Source organism: Xanthomonas sp. D-99, from assembly GCF_017746145.1.
In the GTDB taxonomy this organism is placed as follows: Bacteria; Pseudomonadota; Gammaproteobacteria; order Xanthomonadales; family Xanthomonadaceae; genus Xanthomonas; species Xanthomonas cissicola.
In genome coordinates this window covers 81239-102833 of sequence record NZ_JAGHWU010000008.1, presented here as the reverse complement: position 1 = coordinate 102833, position 21595 = coordinate 81239, and the positions used below count along the sequence as shown (strand labels likewise).

21 protein-coding genes are annotated in these 21595 nt (G+C 65.7%); 13 read left to right on the top strand and 8 right to left on the bottom strand.

The genetic code is table 11. The features are described from left to right. Nucleotides 1-13: 13 nt before the first annotated feature. Nucleotides 14-328 (bottom strand): EthD family reductase, encoded by a 315-nt coding sequence (locus tag J7360_RS04340; RefSeq protein ID WP_042675108.1) that lies wholly within the window; start codon nt 326-328, stop codon nt 14-16. A 155-nt stretch (nt 329-483) separates the two neighbouring features. Here J7360_RS04340 and thrC point away from each other — a divergent pair, with 155 nt between their 5' ends. Both thrC and J7360_RS04330 read left to right on the top strand, forming a co-directional pair. Continuing rightward, nucleotides 484-1794: a threonine synthase gene (gene thrC, locus J7360_RS04335; RefSeq protein WP_176214997.1), complete on the top strand. Its 1311-nt coding sequence runs from the start codon at nt 484-486 to the stop codon at nt 1792-1794. Nucleotides 1795-1894: 100 nt separating this feature from the next. Then, the gene (locus J7360_RS04330) at nt 1895-2638 is read left to right on the top strand and encodes a murein L,D-transpeptidase catalytic domain family protein (RefSeq protein WP_057660066.1); all 744 of its coding nucleotides are present in this window, start codon (nt 1895-1897) and stop codon (nt 2636-2638) included. A gap of 85 nt (nt 2639-2723) precedes the next feature. Here J7360_RS04330 and J7360_RS04325 read toward each other — a convergent pair whose 3' ends face one another. Then, nucleotides 2724-3389, bottom strand: coding sequence for a helix-turn-helix domain-containing protein (locus J7360_RS04325; protein WP_209033327.1), 666 nt, complete (start codon nt 3387-3389; stop codon nt 2724-2726). A 203-nt stretch (nt 3390-3592) separates the two neighbouring features. Here J7360_RS04325 and hisS point away from each other — a divergent pair, with 203 nt between their 5' ends. The 11 genes from hisS to J7360_RS04270 all read left to right on the top strand — a co-directional run bounded on the left by hisS (nt 3593) and on the right by J7360_RS04270 (nt 14785). Further along, the gene (hisS, locus tag J7360_RS04320) at nt 3593-5005 is read left to right on the top strand and encodes a histidine--tRNA ligase (protein WP_057660064.1); all 1413 of its coding nucleotides are present in this window, start codon (nt 3593-3595) and stop codon (nt 5003-5005) included. A gap of 624 nt (nt 5006-5629) precedes the next feature. Further along, complete coding sequence (locus J7360_RS04315) at nt 5630-5953, top strand: YerC/YecD family TrpR-related protein (protein WP_007963919.1); 324 nt, start codon at nt 5630-5632, stop codon at nt 5951-5953. A 9-nt stretch (nt 5954-5962) separates the two neighbouring features. Further along, nucleotides 5963-6877: an ATP phosphoribosyltransferase gene (gene hisG, locus J7360_RS04310; RefSeq protein WP_057660062.1), complete on the top strand. Its 915-nt coding sequence runs from the start codon at nt 5963-5965 to the stop codon at nt 6875-6877. Beyond that, nucleotides 6874-8169 carry a histidinol dehydrogenase gene (gene hisD, locus J7360_RS04305; protein ID WP_209033325.1) on the top strand — a complete coding sequence of 432 codons (1296 nt, stop codon included), beginning with the start codon at nt 6874-6876 and terminating at the stop codon, nt 8167-8169. The genes hisG and hisD overlap by 4 nt, the downstream gene beginning before the upstream one ends. Then, nucleotides 8166-9257, top strand: a complete 1092-nt coding sequence (gene hisC, locus J7360_RS04300) for a histidinol-phosphate transaminase (protein WP_057660058.1) — start codon at nt 8166-8168, stop codon at nt 9255-9257. The genes hisD and hisC overlap by 4 nt, the downstream gene beginning before the upstream one ends. Next, on the top strand, nt 9254-10381 hold the full coding sequence (gene hisB, locus J7360_RS04295) for a bifunctional histidinol-phosphatase/imidazoleglycerol-phosphate dehydratase HisB (protein WP_007963926.1): 1128 nt from the start codon (nt 9254-9256) through the stop codon (nt 10379-10381). The genes hisC and hisB overlap by 4 nt, the downstream gene beginning before the upstream one ends. Then, nucleotides 10378-10980 carry an imidazole glycerol phosphate synthase subunit HisH gene (gene hisH, locus J7360_RS04290; protein ID WP_209033323.1) on the top strand — a complete coding sequence of 201 codons (603 nt, stop codon included), beginning with the start codon at nt 10378-10380 and terminating at the stop codon, nt 10978-10980. Before hisB ends, hisH begins: the two co-directional genes overlap by 4 nt. Then, a complete protein-coding gene (gene hisA, locus J7360_RS04285) occupies nt 10977-11711 on the top strand; it encodes a 1-(5-phosphoribosyl)-5-[(5-phosphoribosylamino)methylideneamino]imidazole-4-carboxamide isomerase (RefSeq protein WP_057660056.1) in 735 nt (244 codons plus the stop codon). The genes hisH and hisA overlap by 4 nt, the downstream gene beginning before the upstream one ends. Beyond that, nucleotides 11705-12481, top strand: coding sequence for an imidazole glycerol phosphate synthase subunit HisF (gene hisF, locus J7360_RS04280; RefSeq protein WP_022559052.1), 777 nt, complete (start codon nt 11705-11707; stop codon nt 12479-12481). The genes hisA and hisF overlap by 7 nt, the downstream gene beginning before the upstream one ends. Then, nucleotides 12471-13091, top strand: coding sequence for a bifunctional phosphoribosyl-AMP cyclohydrolase/phosphoribosyl-ATP diphosphatase HisIE (gene hisIE / locus J7360_RS04275; RefSeq protein ID WP_007963934.1), 621 nt, complete (start codon nt 12471-12473; stop codon nt 13089-13091). Before hisF ends, hisIE begins: the two co-directional genes overlap by 11 nt. 107 nt (nt 13092-13198) lie before the next feature. Next, nucleotides 13199-14785: a calcineurin-like phosphoesterase family protein gene (locus J7360_RS04270; RefSeq protein ID WP_057660052.1), complete on the top strand. Its 1587-nt coding sequence runs from the start codon at nt 13199-13201 to the stop codon at nt 14783-14785. Nucleotides 14786-15222: 437 nt separating this feature from the next. On the opposite strand, the gene J7360_RS04265 is transcribed toward J7360_RS04270, so the two are convergent. From J7360_RS04265 to J7360_RS04240, 6 genes are all read right to left on the bottom strand, one after another. After that, nucleotides 15223-16308, bottom strand: coding sequence for a C13 family peptidase (locus tag J7360_RS04265; RefSeq protein WP_057660050.1), 1086 nt, complete (start codon nt 16306-16308; stop codon nt 15223-15225). Nucleotides 16309-16491: 183 nt separating this feature from the next. Then, the gene (mtnC, locus tag J7360_RS04260; protein WP_007962134.1) at nt 16492-17190 is read right to left on the bottom strand and encodes an acireductone synthase; all 699 of its coding nucleotides are present in this window, start codon (nt 17188-17190) and stop codon (nt 16492-16494) included. 2 nt (nt 17191-17192) lie between these two features. Further along, nucleotides 17193-17759 carry an acireductone dioxygenase gene (locus J7360_RS04255; RefSeq protein WP_005915388.1) on the bottom strand — a complete coding sequence of 189 codons (567 nt, stop codon included), beginning with the start codon at nt 17757-17759 and terminating at the stop codon, nt 17193-17195. A 35-nt stretch (nt 17760-17794) separates the two neighbouring features. Continuing rightward, a complete protein-coding gene (locus tag J7360_RS04250; RefSeq protein WP_007962123.1) occupies nt 17795-18448 on the bottom strand; it encodes a methylthioribulose 1-phosphate dehydratase in 654 nt (217 codons plus the stop codon). A gap of 89 nt (nt 18449-18537) precedes the next feature. Next, the gene (locus tag J7360_RS04245) at nt 18538-19968 is read right to left on the bottom strand and encodes an amino acid permease (protein WP_007962121.1); all 1431 of its coding nucleotides are present in this window, start codon (nt 19966-19968) and stop codon (nt 18538-18540) included. A gap of 76 nt (nt 19969-20044) precedes the next feature. After that, complete coding sequence (locus J7360_RS04240) at nt 20045-21517, bottom strand: amino acid permease (RefSeq protein ID WP_057660048.1); 1473 nt, start codon at nt 21515-21517, stop codon at nt 20045-20047. Nucleotides 21518-21595: the final 78 nt, after the last annotated feature.

Sequence of the window (21595 nt, the reverse complement as noted above, 5' to 3'; positions counted from 1 at the left end):
TGGCACACGTCATTTAGTCGACGACGACTTCGCTGATCTGCATGACCGGGGTCAGGTCGGTGTAGTTGGCGATGTCGGCGAGGATTTCCTGTGCATGCGGCCCGAAGCCGGCGTTGAAGGTCTCCACCGACCCGCAAAAGATGTGGCACATGCCGATGAACGCCGGCGGGCTGCCGGCCTCCCCCCCGCTGATGCCCTTGTCCACGGTGTATTTCAAACAGGCCGCGCCCATGCGCGCGCTCACCAGCGGCATGTGCTGGTCGCGGTAGTAGGCGTGATCGAAGCGGGCGCCGTCGCGGTACGGGTACATCACACTGACCTTGATCATCTGCCGACTCCACGGAAGGGTGCGCGCAGCATAGCCCCGCGCCATCGACCGTACGCAACCCTTCGGCCGAACGCCGGTGCAACGCGACGCCCGGCTACCTCACACGCGGCACCCCTTGTCATGGGTGCCGCCCAGCCTTCGCTTTATCTGGAGTCATGCTGATGTTTATCTCCACCCGTGGCGGTGCCCCCGCTGCAAGCCTGAGCCAGGCCATTGCCGCCGGGCTGGCGCCCGATGGCGGCCTCTACGTGCCGCAGACCCTGCCACCTGCCCGTACGCTGGTTGCGGGCGCCGGCCTGGCCGACACCGCCACTGCGCTGTTGCAGCCATTTTTCGAGGGCGACGCACTGGCGGCCGAACTGCCTGCCATCTGTGCCGAAGCCTTCGATTTCCCGGCGCCGTTGGTGGCGCTGGGTACGCCGGGCGATTACGCGCTGGAGCTGTTTCATGGCCCCACGGCCGCGTTCAAGGATTTCGGTGCGCGCTTCCTGGCTGCCTGCCTGACCCGCTTGCGCCGTGCTGAAGACCGCCCGCTCACCATCCTGGTCGCCACCTCCGGCGACACCGGCGCCGCCGTGGCCGCCGCGTTCCATCGCCAGCCCGGCCTGCGCGTGGTGGTGCTGTATCCGGACGGCCGCGTGTCGCCGCGGCAGGCGCATCAGCTGGGGTGTTTCGGCGACAACATCCAGGCCCTGCGCGTGGCCGGCTCGTTCGACGACTGCCAGGCAATGGTCAAGCAGGCCTTGAACGATGCCGCGTTGCAGACGCAGGTGCCGCTGAGTTCGGCCAACAGCATCAGTCTGGGCCGGCTGCTGCCGCAGATGAGTTACTACGCGCATGCCGCGCTGGAGCACCATGCAGCGTCGGGTAGCGTGCTCAATCTGGTGGTGCCCACCGGTAACCTGGGCAACGCCCTGGCGGCGATCATCGCGCGCGCGCTCGGGGTGCCGTTGGGCCGCATCGCGCTGGCGTCCAACGCCAATCATGTGTTGCCGGACTATTTCGCGGGCGATGCCTACGTACCGCAGCCCAGCGTGGCCACGCTGGCCAATGCGATGGACGTGGGGGCGCCGAGCAATTTCGAACGGCTGCGCTGGCTCTACAACGGCGACGACGCCGCCTTGCGTGAGGAATTCCGGGCCTTGTCCGTGGACGATGCGGCGATTCGCCACACCGTGCAGCAGCGCTTCGCGCGCTACGGCGAGGTGCATTGCCCGCATACCGCCACCGCGGTGCATGTGCTCGAACAACTGCGTGCAGAAGGCGCGGAGGGCGGCACTGGCGACTGGGCGGTAGCGGCCACCGCGCATCCGGCCAAGTTCGAGGGTGTGGTGGAGCCGCTGATTGGCCGTGCCGTAGAGGTTCCGCCGGCACTGGCTGCACTGCTGCAGCGCCCAGCGCAGGCCGAAGCACTGGCGGCGGACTACGCCGCCCTTCGGCAGCGCTTGCTTGCCGATGCCACCTGACCCAACGCGTTCAGCCACCGGGGTTGGAAAGTGGCCCATATGCGGCTATTTCTAGGGGGTGCGGCCCCGCTGTGGCGCCGCGTCCGCTGTGGGTTGTTGCATGTCTGATCGAATGATCGCCGTTGCCGCCGTCTTGTGCGGGTGGGCAGCGGCCGGTGCGGCCAATGCGGCCGATGCATTGTCTGCGTCACCGGTGCCGCCGCTGGGCGCCCCGCGTGTGGGTCTGGTCGAGGCGCTGGCGCGCCAGGCGCCGTCGCTGGACCGCCAGGTGCTGGCCCTGGCCACCGAGGCACTGCAATGCGCGCGACAGCGCCAGCAGGTGGGTGCCGAACGGGTGCTCAGCGTCATCGACTACAGCCGCCCCTCGACCGAGCGCCGGCTCTGGGTATTCGATCTGGACAAGCAACGCCTGTTGTTTCGCGAATGGGTCGCGCACGGGCGCAATACCGGCGAGAACCAGGCGGCGAAGTTCTCCAATAACGACGGCAGCTTCCAGTCCAGCCTGGGCGCATTCACCGCGCAGGAGTCGTACACCGGGCACAACGGTTACTCGTTGCGGCTCAAGGGTCTGGAGCCCGGTTTCAACGACCACGCGCGCGACCGTGCCATCGTGATCCACGGCGCACCCTATGTCAGCGAAGCCATCATCCGCACCCAGGGCCGGCTCGGCCGCAGCCTGGGCTGCCCGGCGGTGCGGCCAGCGGTGGCCAAGCAGTTGATCGATACCTTGCGCGACGGTGCGTTCGTGTTCGCCTACTACCCGGATCGCGCCTGGCTGCGCCAATCGCGGCTGTTGAGCGGTGGCTGTAGCGGTGCGGCAGCGCGTGCAGTGGCCGGGCGCTGAGCGATTGCGCGTCACCGACCCGACCGACTGCTTCGACAAGCACGCACCGACGCATCAATGAAATCCATCAATCAGCCGCCAATCCTCACACCGTATCGCCGGCCAGACGGCGCAGTGCAGCGTAATCCAGGATCTGCACCAGATGCAGTTGCGGCAGCGCGATCAACTGCTGCTGCCGCAGTTTGGTGAAGGTGCGGCTCACCGTTTCCACGGTCAGCCCCAAGTGGTCGGCGATGTCGCTGCGGCTCATCGGCAGCGCCACCGTGTCGCCGCTGGCGCCGGGTTGGGTGGAGCGGGCGGCCAGCCGTAGCAGGAAATGCGCCAGCCGTTCGCTGGGGTGCAGGCGCGCCAGCAACAGGCCGGTGTCCTGCGCGGCGGCCAGCTCCATGCTGGCGCGTTGCAGCAGCTTGCGTTCCAGCTGTGGGTAGCGCTCGCGTAGCTGGCGCATTTGCGCCATCGGCGTGCGGCACACCCGGCTGTCGACGATGGCTTCGATATCGTGGCGGTGCTGCGCGGTTTCGGTGAGCCCGACGTAGTCGCCGGGCAGCACTAAGCCGGTGATCTGGCGGCGTCCGTCGGCCAGCGTGCGCACCATGCGCAACGCGCCGGAGGTCACGGTATAGACGTTGTGCCGGGTCTCGCCCGCACGCACCAGGGGGCTGCCGGGCGCGTAGGCCGCCGCGTGGGTGACCTGGTCCAGCGCGTCCATTTCCTGCGCCGAGAGCGCCGCACAAATGGCCCGGCCGCGCACGGTGCAAAGGGCGCAATCTGAGTTGGGCGTGCCGCTGGCGGATGCCGCGCTGGGCGCCGGGCAGGTCGCGCTGGGGTCGGAGAGCTGCCGGTACATGGGCCACGCACTGCTGGGACGCATTGAATGATACGCCATGCGGTCAGCGCGGCCGCCCAGCCGGTAGAATTGTGCGTTCGCCACATTGTCCTGCAGGAGTTTCGCTCGTGATCAAGCCCCGTACGCCGCCCGGCATCATGGAATTGCTGCCGCGCGAGCAGATCGCGTTCCAGCGCATGCTGGACGTCATCCGCCGCAACTACGAGCGGTTCGGGTTCCTGCCGGTCGAAACGCCGGTGTTCGAGCTTTCCGATGTGCTGCTGACCAAATCCGGCGGCGAGACCGAGCGCCAGGTGTATTTCGTGCAGTCCACCGGCGCGCTGGCCAATGCCGCCGCTGCGGCCGATGAGGGCGCCGAGAACGGCGGCTTGCCGGAGCTTGCGCTGCGCTTCGACCTGACCGTGCCGCTGGCACGCTACGTCGCCGAGCACGAGCATGACTTGAGCTTCCCGTTCCGGCGCTACCAGATGCAGCGCGTGTATCGCGGCGAGCGTGCGCAGCGTGGGCGTTTCCGCGAGTTCTACCAGTGCGACATCGACGTCATCGGCAAGGATGCGTTGAGCATCCGCTACGACGCCGAAGTGCTGGCAGTCATCCATGCGGTGTTTGCCGAGCTGGGCATCGGCGACTTCAAGGTGCAGTTGAACAATCGCAAGCTGCTGCGCGGCTTCTTCGAAAGCCTGGGCGTGGCCGAAGGCGAGTTGCAGCTGGCGGTGCTGCGCGAGGTCGACAAGATCGACAAGCGTGGCGCCGATTACGTGCGCAACACGCTGGTGGGCGAGGGCTTTGGCATTCCTGCCGAGCAGGTGGCCAGGATTCTCGCCTTCGTGGCGGTGCGCTCTGAAGGGCATGCCGATGCGCTGGCGCAATTGCAGGCGCTGGAAGGCTCGGTCGGGGCCAGCGCGACGCTGGGCGAGGGCATCGCCGAGTTGCGTGAAGTGCTGGAGCTGGTCAAGGCGCTGGGCGTGCCGGAGAGCGCGTACTGCCTGAATTTCTCCATCGCGCGCGGGCTGGATTACTACACCGGCACCGTCTACGAAACCACGCTGACCGACCACCCGCAGATCGGCTCGATCTGTTCGGGCGGCCGTTACGAGAGCCTGGCCAGCCACTACACCAAGTCCAAATTGCCCGGTGTGGGCATTTCGATCGGCCTGACCCGCCTGTTCTGGCAGCTGCGCGAGGCCGGCCTGATCCAGGGCATCGCCGAACGCAGCGTGCAGGCGATGGTGGCGCTCATGGACGAGACCCGCCTGGACGACGCGCTGGATATCGCGCGCCGGCTGCGCATCGGTGGCATCAACACCGAGGTGCAGATGGAGCCAAAGAAGGTCGGCAAGCAGTTCCAGTATGCCGCTCGTGCCGGCATCCGCTTCGTGGTGCTGGCCGGCGACGACGAACTGGCACGCGGCGTGGTGGCGGTGAAGGACCTGGTCCGCGAGCAGCAATTCGATGTCGCCCGCGACGAGCTGGCCAGCACTTTGCTGGTTGAGCTGGAACAGGCCAAGGCGATGCCGTGAGGCGGAGCTGGTCGTTTCTGATTGCCTGATTTGAAGGGCGCTACAGTTGCTTGCCGTGCGAGTCCGGCGGGCATGCTTTGTGTCATCTATGTAAGAGCGGCGGCGCATCGGATGTGTGCCGAAATGGTGAACATCGTGCCTCTGCGCCACGTTGCCGCTTGCGACAAACCGGAGCGGGCCTGCCTGGGCTGATCGCTCCCGGCTCTCTGGCGGCGACGGAAGAACCCAATGTGCGCAGACCAGCCCTTGGTCCTTCTCCCGTCAACGGGAGAAGGTGGCGCGTAGCGCCGGAGGAGGGGCTTCGGAGCTTCCCGGCAGCGCAGTTGAGAAGTGTGGCGCAGCGTTCGGCTAAGGCTTCGTTGCTGGCTTTGCGATGGAAGGGCGCGCAATCCGCACGTGAAGCGGTGTGTGTTGCTGTACGAGATCTCGCCCCCATCCGCCCTTCGGGCACCTTCCCCCGCAGGCGGAGGAAGGGAACCGCCTGCTTTTCTTCGTCCGCCTGCGGAGAAGATGGCGCGAAGCGCCGGATGAGGGCCAGCCGAACGAGCGCTCTCCACACCATCCGAACAGGTGACAAGTCCCGTCGTTTGCGTTAATGTACTAACACGCTATTACATTAACGCAATGAAACAACGATCTGCCCCCGAAACTACCGACGTCGCCGCCTCGCTGACGATGCTGGCCGACGCACTGGCATGCCTGCGCGAGCCTGGGGCCGTCGAAGCGTTTCTGCGTGACCTATGCACGCCCGCCGAGCTGGAAGCCATGGCCGACCGCTGGCGGGTGGTGCCGCTGCTGGTCAAGGGCGTGCCGTATCGCGAAATCCACGAGCTGACCCAGGTCAGCGTGACCACCATCGGGCGCGTTGCACGCACCCTGGACCACGGCGCCGGCGGCTATGCCGCGGCCCTGCGCGAGCAGTCGTCGCGCCCTGACGACTCCCACTGAGAGAACAAGATGAGTGCTTCCACGGCAGCGCCGGCACGTGACCGGTTGCGTATCGCCATCCAGAAGAGCGGCCGTCTGGCCGAGCCGGCGCGCAGCCTGTTGGCCGCCTGCGGGCTGAGCTGGCGGCAGAGCCGCGACAAGCTGTTCTGCTACGGCGAGTCGTTGCCGGTGGACCTGCTGCTGGTACGCGACGACGATATCCCCGGCCTGATCGCCGATGGCGTCTGCGACTTGGGCATCGTCGGCCAGAACGAGCTGGAAGAGCAGGCCGCCGAGCGCCGCCGCAATGGCTTGCCGGCCGCCTACCACGCGGTACGTGGGGTGGGCTTCGGCCAGTGCCGCCTGATGCTCGCCGTGCCGGAAGAATGGGATTGGCACGGCGTGGCGCAACTGGCGGGCAAGCGTATCGCCACCAGCTACCCGGCGATTTTGGCCGATTGGCTGGAGCGGCAGGGCATCGACGCGGCGGTGGTGGAGTTGTCCGGTTCGGTGGAAATCGCCCCGCGCCTGGGCACCGCCGATCTGATCTGCGATCTGGTCTCCAGCGGCGCCACCCTGGCCGCCAACCAGCTCAAGCCGGTCGAACTGGTGATGGAAAGCGAAGCGGTGCTGGCCGGCGCGGTGCGCGAACCTGCCGATGCGCGTGCCGGCCTTCTGGCAATGCTGCTGCGGCGCATGGACGGCGTACTCAAGCTGCGCGACAGCAAGCTGCTGATGTTCCGTGCCGAGCACGGCAACGTGGATGCGCTGCGCCGCCTGCTGCCCGATGCTGATCCGCTGGTGCAGTTGCCCGACGACGGCAACGGCGCGCTGCGCTTGCAGACTATGTGCCACGGCGCGGTGACCTGGCAGCGCCTGGAAGAACTCGAACGCGCAGGTGCGCAAGGCTTGATGGTGTTGACGGTGGAGCGCTCGCTGGCATGAAGATTCTCGATTGGTCCCAACTCGACGGTGCTGCACGCACCGACGCATTGACCCGCCCGGTGCAGACCGTGGCCGCACGAACGCGCGATGCGGTCGCCGCCTTGATTGCCGACGTACGCACGCGCGGCGATGCGGCGTTGCGCGAGATCACCGCGCGTTTCGATGGCGTGTCGCTGGACAGCTTCGCAGTGAGCGAAGCCGAATTCGTCACCGCCGAAGCGGCCGTCCCACCGGAGCTGCGCCAGGCCATGCAGGATGCGGTCGCACGCATCGACACCTTCCACCGCGCCGGGATGAGCCAGGGCTATGCGGTGGAAACCGCGCCCGGGGTAGTGTGCGAAAAGATCGTGCGGCCGATCGGCCGTGTGGGCCTGTATGTGCCGGCAGGCAGTGCGCCGCTGCCATCGACGGCCTTGATGCTGGGCGTGCCGGCGCGTCTGGCCGGATGCCGCGAGGTGGTGTTGTGCACGCCGCCGCGCAAGGACGGCAGCGTGGACCCGGCGGTGCTGGTGGCCGCGCAACTCACCGGCGTGCGCCGCGTGTTCAAGCTCGGCGGTGCGCAGGCGATCGCGGCGATGGCGTATGGCACCGAATCGCTGCCCAGCTGCGACAAGCTGTTCGGCCCGGGCAACAGCTATGTTACCGAAGCCAAGCAGCAGGTGGCCCAGTCCGGTGCGGCGGCGATCGACATGCCGGCCGGCCCCTCGGAAGTCTTGGTCATCGCCGATGCGGGTGCGCAGCCGGCGTTCGTGGCTGCCGATCTGTTGTCGCAGGCCGAACACGGCCCCGATTCGCAGGTGCTGTTGCTCTCCGACAGTGCCGCGTTGATCGATGCGGTGCAAGCGCAGCTGGAAGTTCAGCTGGCGCAACTGTCGCGCGCGGACATTGCGCGCCAGGCGCTGGCGCAATCGCGGCTGATCAAGGTGCAGACGCTGGTTGAGGCGTTTGCGATCAGTAATCGCTATGCGCCGGAGCATCTGATTCTTGCGCTGCGCGAACCGCGCGCGTGGTTGGAGCACGTCGAAGCGGCCGGTTCGGTGTTTCTCGGCGATTACACGCCCGAAGCGCTGGGCGACTACTGCAGCGGCACCAATCATGTATTGCCGACCAGCGGTGCGGCGCGCGCCTACAGCGGCGTGAGCGTGGCCAGCTTCCAGAACATGGTCAGCGTGCAGGCGGCCAGCAAGGCCGGCATCGACGGCATCGGCGAATGCGCGTTGCTCCTCGCGCGGGCCGAGGGGCTGGATGCCCATGCCAATGCGGTGGCGCTACGCATGGGAGCGGCAGCATGAGCACGTCGTCGATTCTGGATCTGGTGCGCGAAGACCTGCGTGCATTCGCGGGCTATTCGTCGGCGCGCACCAGTGCGTTGCAGGGCGATGTGTGGCTCAACGCCAACGAGTCTGCCTGGGCCAATCCCGCCGATCCCGCTGCCAGCACGCGGCGCTATCCCGACCCGCAACCCAAGGGCCTGCGCAGCGCGCTTGCGGCGCTGTACGGTTGCGCCCCGGAGCAGCTGTTGATCGGTCGCGGTAGCGACGAGGCGATCGATTTGCTGGTCCGTGGCCTGTGCGTGCCAGAGCGCGACGCGGTGCTGGTCACGCCGCCGGTGTTCGGCATGTACGCCGTGTGCGCACGGCTGCAGAACGCGCCGCTGGTGGACGTGCCGCTGGTCGACGGGCCCGACGGTTTCCATGCGGATATCCCGGCGATCGTGGCAGCGGCATTGTCTTCGAACGCCAAGTTGGTGTTCCTGTGTTCGCCGTCCAATCCTGCTGGTTCGGCCATTGCGCTGGACGAAATCGAACAAGCGCTGCAGGCTTTGCAAGGCAAGGCGCTGGTGGTGGTGGATGAGGCCTACGGCGAATTTTCCGATGTGCCTTCGGCGGTCGGCCTGCTCGGGCGTTACGACAATCTCGCCGTGTTGCGCACGCTTTCCAAAGCGCATGCATTGGCGGCGGCGCGTATCGGCACGCTGATCGCCAATGCCGAGCTGATCGCCTTGCTGCGCCGCTGCCAGGCGCCGTATCCGGTGCCCACACCATGTGCAGCCATGGCCGAGCAGGCCTTGTCTGCGCCAGCGCTGGAGGTTACACGCCGCCGCATCGCCGAGGTGCGTAGCGAACGCGAACGTGTGCACAAGGCGTTGGTGCAGCTGCCTGGGGTGCGTCAGGTCTATCCCTCGCAAGGCAACTTCCTGCTGGTGCGTTTCGACGACGCCGAAGGCGCATTCCAGGCGCTGCTGGAGGCCGGGGTGGTGGTGCGCGATCAACGCGCAGTGCCGCGCCTGGCCGACGCGTTGCGGATCACGCTGGGCACGCACGAACAGAACCAGCGCGTGCTGAGCGCGCTGCAACGCACGCAGGAGGCCGCCGCATGACCCCGATTCTTTTTGTCGACCGCGACGGCACGCTGATCACCGAGCCGGCCGATTACCAGATCGACGCCTACGAGAAATTGCGCTTTGTCGATCATGTGATTCCGGCGATGCTCAAGCTACGTGATGCAGGCTATCAGTTCGTCATCGTCAGCAACCAGGATGGGCTGGGCAGCGAGAGCTACCCACGCGCGTCCTTCGACGGCCCGAACAATCTGATGCTGCAGATCTTCGCCAGCCAGGGCATCGTATTTCGCGAAGTACTGATCGATTGCAGCTGGCCTGCCGACAATGCGCCCACGCGCAAGCCAGGTGTCGGCCTGATGGTGCCGTATCTGCAGGACCGCAGCATCGACTGGGCACGCTCGGCAATGGTGGGCGACCGCATCACCGACATCCAGTTCGCGCAAAACCTGAATATCCGCGGGTTTCAGCTGCGCACCGATGAGTTCGGCGGCGAGTGGGACTGGCCAGGCATCGCCCACGAGCTGGCCGATGCGCCGCGCCGCGCGGTGGTCCAGCGCAACACCAAGGAGACCAAGATCCGCGTGGAACTGGATCTGGACCGTGTGGCCGAGCCGAAAACCGCCACCGGTCTGCCGTTCTTCGACCACATGCTGGAACAGATCGGCAAGCACGGCGGTTTTGCGCTGGAGATCCGCGCCGAAGGCGATCTGCATATCGATGAGCATCACACCATCGAAGACACCGGCCTTGCACTGGGCCAGGCGCTGCGTGAAGCGCTGGGCGACAAGCGCGGCATCGGCCGTTACGGCTTCGATCCGGAAAGCAGCCCATGGCAAGTTGCCGGCGACACCGCGCAACATGGCTTCACGTTGCCGATGGACGAAACCATCGCCAGTGCGGCGCTGGATTTCAGCGGCCGCCCGTATTTCGTCTTCGACGGCGAGTTCAAGCGCGAGCGCGTCGGCGACATGCCCACCGAACTGGTGCCGCATTTCTTCCGCTCGATCTGCGATGCGTCCGGCTTGAATCTGCATCTGACCGTGCGCGGTGAGAACGATCACCACAAGGTGGAAGCCTGCTTCAAGGCCTTGGCGCGTGCATTGCGCCAGGCGATTCGCCGTGAGGGCACTGCGTTGCCGACCACCAAGGGCGCGCTATGACCGACGTTGCGCTGATCGACGCCGGTGGCGCCAACCTGGGCTCGGTGCGCTATGCGTTGGAGCGCTTGGGCGTCGACGCACGCGTGGTGCGCGATGCGGCTGGCCTGCAGGGCGCGCAGCGGGTGATCCTGCCTGGCGTCGGGGCGGCGCCAGAGGCGATGTCGCGTCTGCGCGCGCAGGGCTTGGTCGAGCCATTGCGGGAATTGCAGGTGCCGTTGATCGGCATCTGCTTAGGGATGCAGTTGCTGTTCGAACATTCCGAAGAAGGCGATGTCGAGTGCCTGGGCCTGCTGCCGGGCATCGTGCGGCAAATGACGCCGGCACTTGGCATTCGCGTGCCGCATATGGGCTGGAATCAGCTGGTGCCGATGCGCGACTCCGCGTTGCTGGCCGGTCTGCCCGAGCGTGCCAGTGCGTACTTCGTGCACGGCTATGCGGCGCCGGTGACCGCCGACACCGTTGCCGCCTGCGATCACGGCGGATTGTTCACTGCCGTCGTGCAGAACGGGCTGCGCTGTGGCGCGCAATTCCACCCTGAGCGTTCGGCCGATACCGGTGCACGCATCCTGCGCAATTTTCTTGAGATGAGCTTCCCATGAGTTTCACCGTTTACCCGGCGCTGGATATCCGCAACGGTCGTGTGGTGCGCCTGCTGCAAGGCGATTACGCGCGCGAAACGCAGTACGGCGACGACGTGCTGCCGCGTGCGCAGGCATTCGCCGCTGCCGGTGCGCAGTGGATGCATCTTGTCGATCTGGATGCGGCCAAAGCAGGCGGCTACACCTTGGCCAGCACACTCGGAGAGATTGCGCGAGCCACCGGCTTGCGCGTGCAGACCGGCGGCGGTGTGCGCTCGCGCGAGGATGTGGCGCGCATCCTCGACGCAGGCGCCGCACGCGTGGTAATCGGCTCGTTGGCGGTGCGCGATAGCGCGATGGTGATTGGCTGGCTGCAGGAATTCGGTGCCGATCGCCTGACGATTGCACTGGACACGCGCCAGGATGCCAATGGCGTCTGGCAGTTGCCGGTGCACGGCTGGACCGAGGCTGCAGACGCCACGCTGGATCAATTGGCCGTGCGCTACGCGCAAGCCGGGCTGCAGCATCTGCTGTGTACCGACATCGCCCGCGACGGCATGCTGTCGGGCCCCAACATGGCGCTGTACGCGCATCTGCGCGCGCTGACGCCGCAGTTGCAGGTGCAGGTCTCCGGAGGGGCGCGCAATCTGGCCGATGTCGCCGCTGCCAAGGCCGCAGGCTGCGCCGGCATCGTGCTGGGCAAGGCCTTGCTCGAAGGGCATCTGAATCTCGACGAGGCACTGGCATGCTGAGCCGTCGCATCATTCCGTGCCTGGACGTGCGCGATGGCCGCGTGGTCAAGGGCGTCAAGTTCCGCGACCACATCGACATGGGCGACATCGTCGAACTGGCATTGCGCTACCGTGCGCAGGGCGCCGACGAACTGGTGTTCTACGACATCGGTGCCAGCCCGGAAGGACGCTCGGTCGACTACACCTGGGTCGAGCGGGTGGCGCGGCTGATCGATATTCCGTTCTGCGTGGCCGGTGGTATCGGCGATGTGGAAACAGCGCGCGCGGTGCTACACGCCGGTGCCGACAAGATATCGATCAATTCGCCTGCACTGGGCCGCCCGCAATTGATCTCCGAGCTGGCCGACGCGTTTGGCGTGCAATGTGTCGTGGTCGGCATCGATTCGATTCGTGAGGAAGATGGTCAGTGGCGCGTGCGCCGCTACACCGGCGACCCGAGCAAGACCCAGGCGCTGCCGATGCGTACGCTGGATTGGGTGGCCGAAGCGCAGCGGTTGGGCGCAGGCGAAATCGTGCTCAATTGCATGGACAACGACGGCGTGCGCCGCGGTTACGATATCGCCCAACTGCGCCAGGTGCGTGCGTTGTGCCGGGTGCCGCTGATCGCTTCCGGCGGTGCAGGCGAGATGCAGCACTTTGCCGACGTCTTCGACCAGGCCGATGTGGATGGCGCACTGGCGGCCAGCGTGTTTCACAGCGGCGCTATTCCGATTCCGGAACTCAAGCAATTCTTGCGCGCGCAACAGATCGAGGTACGCGATGGGCAGTAACGACGTGGCGACGGGCGACGCGCTCGCGACGCTGGATTGGAGCAAGGGCGAGGGCCTGTTGCCGGTGATCGTGCAGGACGCCGACAACCTGCGCGTGCTGATGCTGGGCTACATGAATGCCCAAGCGTTGGCCGTGACCCAGCAGCGCGGTGAAGTCACCTTCTTCAGCCGCAGCAAGCAGCGCTTGTGGACCAAGGGCGAGAGTTCGGGGAACGTGTTGCGCGTGGTGTCGATCCAGACCGACTGCGATGCCGACACGTTGCTGGTGCAGGCGCGCCCGCATGGCCCGACCTGTCACCTGGGCCGCACCAGTTGCTTCCCGTCTGCGCCCGGGCAGTTCCTGGGCAGCCTGGATGCGCTGGTGGCCGAGCGCGAGCGCGAACGCCCGCATGCCAGCTACACCACCAAACTGTTCGAGCAAGGCATCCGTCGCATCGCGCAGAAGGTGGGCGAGGAGGGCGTTGAAACCGCGCTGGCCGGTGTGGTGCAGGACGATGACGCGTTGCTCGGCGAATCGGCCGATCTGCTGTATCACCTGATCGTGCTGCTGCGCGCACGTGGGCTGGGCCTTGGCGACGCGGTGGCGTTGCTGGAGTCGCGACATCAATAACGTGGTCGCTCCTACGGATAAGCGGGCATGTGTGCCGCCTGCGTACACGCACTGCGCGCCTTGCGATGGCATGTACAATTTCCGCTGATCTTCGCGCGGGAAAACGCATGCATCGTCGCTTCGCTTTGTTGGCACTGGGCTTGCTCGCGGCAAGCGCATACGCGCGCGGCACCACGGTCGATGGCATCGTCTACGAAGAACGCGACGGGCGCGCCGGCCGCAGCGCGGATGAGCCGGGCGTAGCCGATGTGGCGGTTTCCAATGGCGAGCAAATCGTACGTACCGACGCACAGGGGCGCTACCGCCTGCCGGTACGCGACGGGCAGACGGTATTCGTGATCAAGCCGGGCGACCGCCGCTTTTTACCCGCCGCCGACGGTCTGCCCGCATTCTGGCGCCACTACGCACCGCGTGGTTCTGCCAAGCATCGGTACAGCGGTGTCGCCGCGACCGGCCGCAACACACGCAACTGGGATTTCGCGCTGACGCCACGCGCAAACACCGCGGCCGATGGCTTCCAGATGCTGGTGTTCGCCGACAGCCAGACCGCCAGCCTTGCCGACGTTGGCTACTACCAGCGCGACATCGTGGAACCGATCATCGGCAAGACCACCGCCAGGCTGGGCACCACGCTGGGAGATATCGTCAGCGACGATCTAAGCTTGTATCCGGCGTTGAACAAGGTCACCACGCAGCTGAGCGTGCCGTGGTTCCACGTGCCGGGCAACCACGATCTCAACCTGGACGCGCACGACGATGCGCAGTCGCTCGACAGTTGGCATGCGGTCTACGGTCCGGACACCTATGCGGTGGAAGAGGCCAATGCCAGCTTCGTGTTCCTGGACGATGTGGTCTACACGCCGGGCGGCAAGCAGGCCTACATCGGTGGCCTGCGCGAAGATCAATTCGCGTTCCTGCAGAATTATCTGTCGCAGCTGCCACGTGACAGGCTATTGGTGCTGGGCATGCATATCCACCTGTTCGATGCAGTGCCGGGGCAGGAAACCTTCCGGCATGCCGATCGCCGCCGCCTGTTCGCATTGTTGAAAGAGTTTCCGCATGTATTGGTGCTCAGCGGCCATAGCCACACCCAGCGCCAGGTGGATCACGGTGCGGACGAAGGCTGGCAAGGTGCGCGCCCGCTGCACGAGTACAACGTCGGCGCTGCCTGCGGTGCGTTCTGGTCGGGCGCCAAGGATGCCGACGGCATTCCCGATGCGACGATGAGCGATGGAACTCCCAATGGCTATGCGGTGCTGCAAGTTGCCCCTAGCGGCAACTACACGCTGGCTTATCACGCCGCGCGCGCGGCCGACGATGCGCAATTGCTGCTGCACGCGCCCAAGGTACTGCGCAAGGGCGCGTATGCGGCATGGGGCATCTACGCCAATGTCTTCATGGGCCAGGACGACACCGTGGTCGAGATGCGCATCGATAACGGCGCATGGCAGCCGATGAAGCGCGTAGAGCGTGGCGATCCGCGTGTGCTGGCAGAGAATGTGCGCGACGATGCGGCAGACGCGTTGCGCGGTTACGACCGCTCGCCGGAGGCCACGCCATCTACGCATCTCTGGCGCGGCGCATTGCCGACCACGCTGGCGGTGGGCGAACACACCGTCCAGGTGCGCGCGACCCTGCCCACTGGGCAATACAGCGCGAGCACGGTGTACCGCCTGCAAGCCGCTGAGCCGTAAGGCGGCTAACAGTGACCGTCGCCTCATGTCCTTCTCCCACTGGGAGAGGATGCCCCCGAAGGGTGGATGAAGGAGCGCGCAGCGCCTGACAGCACCCAATCCTGGGACACCTCGCGCCAGGAATCCAGGTCGCATCAAACGATTGCCTGTTACCTTGCTCTTGATGCAGCGATAGGGCGCTGTGTCTGCGTGATATCCAGCATGGACAAGAACGCGGCTGCGACATCGCGACGTCGAAGCATGCGTCAGCTGCGACGCAGCCTCATCGCCACAAACACAAACGCCTCCACAAGGGAGGCGTGTTGGGATCCGGGCTGGCAGGCATTGGCGCGCTGGCGAAGATCGGTGCTGGCTGGCGGTTGCTGGCTGGCTGGGCGAGTGTAGCGATGCCCGGTCAGCGCTGCCGAAATGAGAATTAGTCTCAGCGCTCGCCGTGGTTATCGATTGGATGCTGCAGGTGCAGTTGGCGGCGTGGTTGTCGGGTTCGCGGGTGCCGGGGCCTTCGAACGCGGCACGGCGTCCACGGGCGCATCGTCCGTTGATCCGGTTGACTCGACGTCCTGGTCCGACTCGGCATCCATGTCCACTGCCGGATACGGATACGCGACCGCCGGCCCGAGATGCACGCCGGCACGCCAACGCGCCAGCACCGGCGCGATGCGCTTGCCCAGCGACTGCTGCGGCAACGAGGGCAGCTCGCCTTCCTGCTTTTCGCGTGCGGTGATGGCGGCTTTGGCGATGTCGAATGCGGCCAATGGGTCGTCGCTCTGGTTCATTGCATCGATCAACCAAGCCTGCCCAAAATAGGTGGCGTTGGAGGTATTGCCGCAGCCGAACGAGGGCCGGTCGGCGCGCGCAGCGGTGAGGATCAGCGTTTGCGGCGAACGCAGTGCGGGAATGAAACCTCCCGAATAACAGGCCGACAGCACGATGACGCGATTGTCGATGCCGGCATCGTCCAGCGCCTTGCGCAGATCCTGCGGGCTGATGAAATCCTCTTCCTTGTCGTCCACCTGCACGTACAGGCTGTGATCTTCGGTGCCGTGGGTGGTGACGAACAGCAGCAGCGCGTCTTCCTTGCGATCCATGCGCTTGCCGATTGCGGCAAGCGTGTCGTACAGATTGTCGTAGGTCGCCAACGGGGCGTAGGGATGTTCGCCCAGGTTGTCCGGATTGTTGACCAGCGTGACCACGCGCCCGCGCGCATCGAAGCGTTGCTCGAACAGCTGCTTGAGGTAGAGCGTCTCGTTGCGGAAGACATCGTCGCTGGCATCGCCGGCAAAACCGACCACGTACAGATCGGTGACGCCTGGCTGCTGCGGTTGCAACGCTTTCAGCGCTTGCGCCAAGGCGGCCTGATCGACCGGATCGACCGGATCGACCTCATCGCGGTTCTCGGCAGGCTGAGCCTGCAACGCCGCACCAGCGTCCGGATGGCAGCCGGCCATCAACGCCACCACGACGATCAGCGCGGAAAGTCGACGCCATGCTGCATGTGGTGCGAAAGGGGAATGCAGCGACATGGCGCGCCGAGGTCCAGAGAAGACAGGGGGGAGCGGCGGAGCACGGTGCCCGCAGTGCAGACCATCACCCCGCCAGAGAGATGCATGCGGCGCGTCGCAGCTGGAACATCTCAGCGGCTTGCGCAGCGCCAACGCCCGATTGCGCTCAAACGGCAATGAGCGCAACCGGCTTGCAGATCGTGCTTACAGCACCAGCTGGCTGAAACTCTCCACGCGCTGGTGGCTGCCGACCTCGTCGGCCGAACGCGGCGTGGGGTAGTCGTCCAGGCGATCCAGCAGCGCGGTGCGCATGCCGGCACGTTTGGCGGCGTCGAGCTCTTCAATCACATCCGACAGGAACAGGATCTCCGGCCCCGGCACGCCAATGCGCTCGGCGATGCGGCGGTAGCTGGCGCTTTCGCGCTTGGGGCCGACTTCGGTATCGAACCAGTCGGTGATCAGTCCGCTCAGGTCGCCCGCGTCGCTGTGCGCGAAGAACAGTTTTTGCGCCGGCACCGAGCCGGACGAATACACATACAGCGGAATGCCCGCTGCGTGCCAGGCTTTGAGCTGGATCGCGGCATCGGCGTAGATATGCGCAGTGAAGTCGGCCGTCTTGTAGCCCTCGCCCCAGATCAGGCCCTGCAAGGCCTTGAGCGCGGTGTGCTTGCGGTCCTCATCGATCCAGGTCTGCAGCGTGGTGATCAGCACCTCGTCCGGCACGTCCTCTCCGATTTCATCGGCCACCTGGTTGAGCCAGTGGCGCACCTGCGGATGATTGCCGTGCTCGCGCACGTAGGCCGGCATGGCACGGCGCGCGTACGGAAACAAGACGTCCTTGACGAACGAAATGCTGCTGGTCGTACCTTCGATATCGGTGAGGATCGCTTGCGGTCGTGTCATCGTCAGCTGGCCTTGTGAGGTTTCTCGGGGGCGTAGCGGGGGAATTGTTTGGCGATTTCGGTGCCGGTGAAGTGCCCGACCCAGCCGTCCGGCTCGGTGAAGAAGCGGATCGCCACGAAATGCGGTTCCGGTCCCATGTCGAACCAGTGCAGGGTGCCGTCGGGCACGGCAATCAGGTCGTCCTTGACGCATTCGATCTCATAAACCTTGGCATCGACGTGCAGCGTGAACAGGCCCGAGCCGGCGACGAAGAACCGCACTTCATCTTCCTTGTGGAAGTGTTCGTCCAGGAACTTGGCGCGCATTTCTTCGCGCTTGGGGTTGTCCGGCGCGATGCTGACCACGTCCACGGTCTTGAAGCCGCGCTCGGCGCTGATGCGGTCGATATCGGCGCGGTAGGCGTCCATCACCTGCTCGGGCGTTGCGCCCGGTTCGACCGGCGCGCTGGCATGCCAGCGTTCGAAGGTCACGCCGATCTTGACCAGCTCGGCGGCGATCGCATCGCCGTCGCGGCTATCGAACTCGGGTGTGGCGGGATTGGTGTCGGCAAAGATACGCAGTCGGCTCATGGCGGTCTGGCTCACGAATGGGGGACGGGCATTACTCAGCGCGTGCCGCGCAGTTTCAGCAGTTCGAGTTCGCAATGCAGCAGGAATTCGAACGCTTCCAGATGACGACGTGCCTCGGCCATGTTGCGGCCCCAGGCATACAGGCCGTGTCCTTCGATGAGATACCCCCACATGCTCTGTTTGTCCAGCAAGGCATCGACCTGCGTGGCCAGCACCTGCATGTCCTGGGTATTGGCGAACACCGGTACTTCCATCGCGGTTTCGTGGGTGGTGTTGCCATCGAAGGCCTTGAGCAGTTCGTAGCCTTCCAGCCGAATCACACCGCTACCTGCATACAGGCGGGAGGCAATCGTCTGCACCGGCGAGTGCGTATGCAGCACGCAACCGATCTCCGGAAACCGGCGATACAGCTGGGTGTGCAGCAGGGTTTCGGCAGACGGGCGCAACGGGCGGCCGACGGCCAGGCCATCGAAGTCCACCACCATGATGTCTTCTTCGACCAGGCGACCCTTGTCGCGGCCGGAGACGGTGATGGCCGCGTGCTGTTCGTCCAGGCGGTGGGAGAAATTGCTGCTGGTCGCGGGTGTCCAGCCGGCATGGGCCAGCTCGCGGATATTGGCGATCAGCAGATGCGCCAGCTCGTGCAGACGCGCGGCGCTATAGGGCAGGGGGGCAGTGGTCGCATTCATGGACCTATTCTACTGCGCCCCCGGTGCATGGGCAGGTGCAGCGCAGCAGGCGTCGTCTTGCCGCGCCCGACGCCGGCTCATGCGGGGGCTCAGCGGCCGTCGCGCAGACGGCTGTGGCGATACCCGTAGCCGAAGTAGATCACCAGCCCGACCAGCGTCCACAGGCCCATCAGCATCCAGTTGTGCAGCGTCATTGCCGACAGCAGCGCAAGGCAGCTCAACACGCCGGCGGTGCAGATCAGCCAGGCGGCCGGCATGCGGAACGGGCGCGGCAGTTCCGGATGGGTGCGACGCAGGATCAGCACGCCGGCGCACACCGCGGCGAAGGCGATCAGCGTGCCCATCGACGTCAGTTCGCCCAGCACATCCAGCGGGAACACCGCTGCCAGCAGCGCGATGCCGACACCGGTAATGACGGTATTGACATGCGGGGTGCGGTACTTGGGATGGATGCGGGTGAAGATCGAGGGCAGCAGGCCATCGCGCGCAATGATCATGAAGATGCGCGGCTGCCCGATGATCATCACCAGCACCACCGACGACAGCCCGATCAACGCGCCCACTTCCACGACCACACGCAACCAGGCCAGCTGCGGATGCGCCGCCACCGCGGTCACCACCGGCTCGTCGGTGCCGAGCAAGGTGTATGGCACCAGGCCGGTCATGACCGCCGCCATGGCGATGTAGAGCACGGTGCAGACCACCAGCGACAGGATCATGCCGATCGGCAGGTCGCGTTGCGGGCGATGCGATTCCTGTGCTGCCACCGACACCGCTTCGAAGCCGATATAGGCGAAGAACACCATCGCTGCGCCGCGCAGCACGCCTTCCATGCCGTATTTGCCCGGACCTTCGTTGGCCGGAATGAACGGGTGCCAGTTGGAGGTGTCCACGTATTTCCAGCCCACCGCGATCACCAGCAGGATCAGGCCGGTCTTGAGGATCACCATGGCCATGTTCATGGCCGACGACTTGCGGATGCCGACATAGCACAGCCAGGTCAGCAGCAGCACGATGCCGGCCGCCGGCAGGTTGGCGATCGCCCCGGTGGGTTGCAGTTTGCCGTCCAGCGGCGCGCTGACGAATGCGGCCGGCAGGTGGATGTCGAAATGCTCGAGCAGGCTCAAGAAGTAGCCCGTCCAGCTGACCGCCACTGCCGAGGCGGACACGCCGTATTCCAGCACCAGCATCCAGCCGATGAACCACGCGGCCAGCTCACCGAAGGTGGCGTAGGTGTAGGTATAGGCGCTGCCGGAGACCGGCACCATCGCGGCGAATTCGGCGTAGGCCATCGCACAGAACGCACAGCACACCGCTGCGAGCACGAACGAGAGCATGATCGCCGGGCCGGCATGGTCGGCCGCCGCCTGGCCGGTGATGACGAAGATACCTCCGCCGATCACCGCCCCAATCCCCAGGGCCGTCAGCCCCCAGGGGCCAAGCGCGCGTTGCAGGCCCAGCCCATCGGCCGCCTCATGGCTGGCATGCGGGTGTTTGGTGGCCCAAAGTTGTTTGAACATGAAGCGGTTCCGGCTTGGCGCTACGCGCGATCATTGAACAAGAAGACCGGCGTCGCGCGCCGGTCTTAAGAGAAGGTTAGGCCCGTTTCGCGAGGCGACTGTGGTGGATGCCGTAGCCGAAGTAGATCGCCAGGCCAATCACGGTCCAGCCCACGAACACCTTCCAGTGTTCCTGAAAGGCCTGGAAGAACAGGAACAGGCAGGCCAACGCGCCCAGTGGGCAGATCACCATCGCCAGCGGCACCCGGAACGGGCGCGCCAGGTCGGGCTTGGTGAAGCGCAGCACCAGCACGCCAGCGCAGACCGTGGCGAAGGCGAGCAGGGTACCCATCGAGACGAGTTCGCCCAGCACGTTCAACGGGATCACCCCGGCCAGCAGCGCGGCGACCACGCCCACGAAGAGCGTGCCGACGTAAGGCGTGCGGAATGTCGGATGCACCTTGCCGAACAGCTTGGGCATCAGCCCATCCTTGGCCATGGTGTAGAAGATGCGCGGCTGCGCCATCAGCATCACCAGCACCACCGACGACAGGCCGGCGATGGCACCGATTTCCACCGCGGTCTTGAGCCAGGTCAATTGCGGATGGGCTTCCAGCGCGGTGGCCACCGGCTTGGCGGTGCCGAGCTGGGTGTAGGGCAGCAGGCCGGTCAGCACTGCGCAGACGATGATGTAGATGATGGTGCAGATGGCCAGCGACACCAGGATGCCGATTGGCATGTTCTTCTGCGGATCCTTGGTCTCGCCGGCGGAGGTGGAAACCGCGTCGAAGCCGATGTAGGAGAAGAACACGATGGACGCGGCGCGAAACACCCCGTCCCAGCCGAACTGGCCAGGGCCGGTATTTTCCGGGATGAAGGGGTGCCAGTTCGCCGGGTCGATATAGGCAATGCCGAAGCCCACGAACAGGCAGATCACCACGACCTTGATCGCCACCACGATCGCGTTGGCGAACGCCGACTGGGTGACGCCGACGTAGCACAGGATGCTCACTGCGGCGACGATCAGCACGGCCGGCAGGTTGACCAGGTTGCCGGAGCTGACAAAGCCGTGGCCGTCCCAGGCCAGCGGCGCACCCGCGAGTTCTGCGGGGAACGGCAACCCCAGGGTGCCGGTGATGAAGCTGATCAGGTAGGCAGACCAGCCGACCGCAACGCTGGAGCCGGCGAACAGGTATTCCAGCACCAGACACCAGCCGATGAACCAGGCGATGCCTTCGCCGAGCGTGGCGTATGAATACGAATAGGCGCTGCCGGAGACCGGCATCATCGCGGCGAACTCGGCGTAGCACAGGCCGGCGAAGGCGCAGGCGATACCGGCGAACACGAACGACAGCATCACCGCCGGGCCGGCGTGATTGGCCGCGGCCTGGCCGGTCAGCACGAAGATGCCGGCGCCGATCACCGCGCCGATACCGAGCATGATCAGGTGCTTGGCTGTGAGGGTCCGTTGCAACGTGGCTTCGCCTTGCAGGCTACCTTCGACCGGTTCGCCCGCATCGACGTGGCCGGCGGGCTCGATCGGTTTGACCCTCAACAGAGACTTCAGCATTCGGTACATCCCTAAGTGGCAAAGCGCAGGCGCAGGCGCCCGGACGAATTGGTGCGCCGCATCCCGGTGGGACAGGCA

What these genes read in the sequence shown, in the direction of transcription:
- J7360_RS04240 (WP_057660048.1), bottom strand. Translation starts at nt 21,517, where the DNA reads ATGCTGAAGTCTCTGTTGAGGGTCAAACCGATCGAGCCCGCCGGCCAC.
- hisIE (WP_007963934.1), top strand. Translation starts at nt 12,471, where the DNA reads ATGGGCAGTAACGACGTGGCGACGGGCGACGCGCTCGCGACGCTGGAT.
- J7360_RS04250 (WP_007962123.1), bottom strand. Translation starts at nt 18,448, where the DNA reads ATGAATGCGACCACTGCCCCCCTGCCCTATAGCGCCGCGCGTCTGCAC.
- J7360_RS04270 (WP_057660052.1), top strand. Translation starts at nt 13,199, where the DNA reads ATGCATCGTCGCTTCGCTTTGTTGGCACTGGGCTTGCTCGCGGCAAGC.
- hisB (WP_007963926.1), top strand. Translation starts at nt 9,254, where the DNA reads ATGACCCCGATTCTTTTTGTCGACCGCGACGGCACGCTGATCACCGAG.
- J7360_RS04340 (WP_042675108.1), bottom strand. Translation starts at nt 328, where the DNA reads ATGATCAAGGTCAGTGTGATGTACCCGTACCGCGACGGCGCCCGCTTC.
- J7360_RS04315 (WP_007963919.1), top strand. Translation starts at nt 5,630, where the DNA reads ATGAAACAACGATCTGCCCCCGAAACTACCGACGTCGCCGCCTCGCTG.
- J7360_RS04245 (WP_007962121.1), bottom strand. Translation starts at nt 19,968, where the DNA reads ATGTTCAAACAACTTTGGGCCACCAAACACCCGCATGCCAGCCATGAG.
- J7360_RS04330 (WP_057660066.1), top strand. Translation starts at nt 1,895, where the DNA reads ATGTCTGATCGAATGATCGCCGTTGCCGCCGTCTTGTGCGGGTGGGCA.
- hisH (WP_209033323.1), top strand. Translation starts at nt 10,378, where the DNA reads ATGACCGACGTTGCGCTGATCGACGCCGGTGGCGCCAACCTGGGCTCG.
- J7360_RS04255 (WP_005915388.1), bottom strand. Translation starts at nt 17,759, where the DNA reads ATGAGCCGACTGCGTATCTTTGCCGACACCAATCCCGCCACACCCGAG.
- hisC (WP_057660058.1), top strand. Translation starts at nt 8,166, where the DNA reads ATGAGCACGTCGTCGATTCTGGATCTGGTGCGCGAAGACCTGCGTGCA.
- hisA (WP_057660056.1), top strand. Translation starts at nt 10,977, where the DNA reads ATGAGTTTCACCGTTTACCCGGCGCTGGATATCCGCAACGGTCGTGTG.
- J7360_RS04265 (WP_057660050.1), bottom strand. Translation starts at nt 16,308, where the DNA reads ATGTCGCTGCATTCCCCTTTCGCACCACATGCAGCATGGCGTCGACTT.
- hisD (WP_209033325.1), top strand. Translation starts at nt 6,874, where the DNA reads ATGAAGATTCTCGATTGGTCCCAACTCGACGGTGCTGCACGCACCGAC.
- hisG (WP_057660062.1), top strand. Translation starts at nt 5,963, where the DNA reads ATGAGTGCTTCCACGGCAGCGCCGGCACGTGACCGGTTGCGTATCGCC.
- thrC (WP_176214997.1), top strand. Translation starts at nt 484, where the DNA reads ATGCTGATGTTTATCTCCACCCGTGGCGGTGCCCCCGCTGCAAGCCTG.
- mtnC (WP_007962134.1), bottom strand. Translation starts at nt 17,190, where the DNA reads ATGACACGACCGCAAGCGATCCTCACCGATATCGAAGGTACGACCAGC.
- hisF (WP_022559052.1), top strand. Translation starts at nt 11,705, where the DNA reads ATGCTGAGCCGTCGCATCATTCCGTGCCTGGACGTGCGCGATGGCCGC.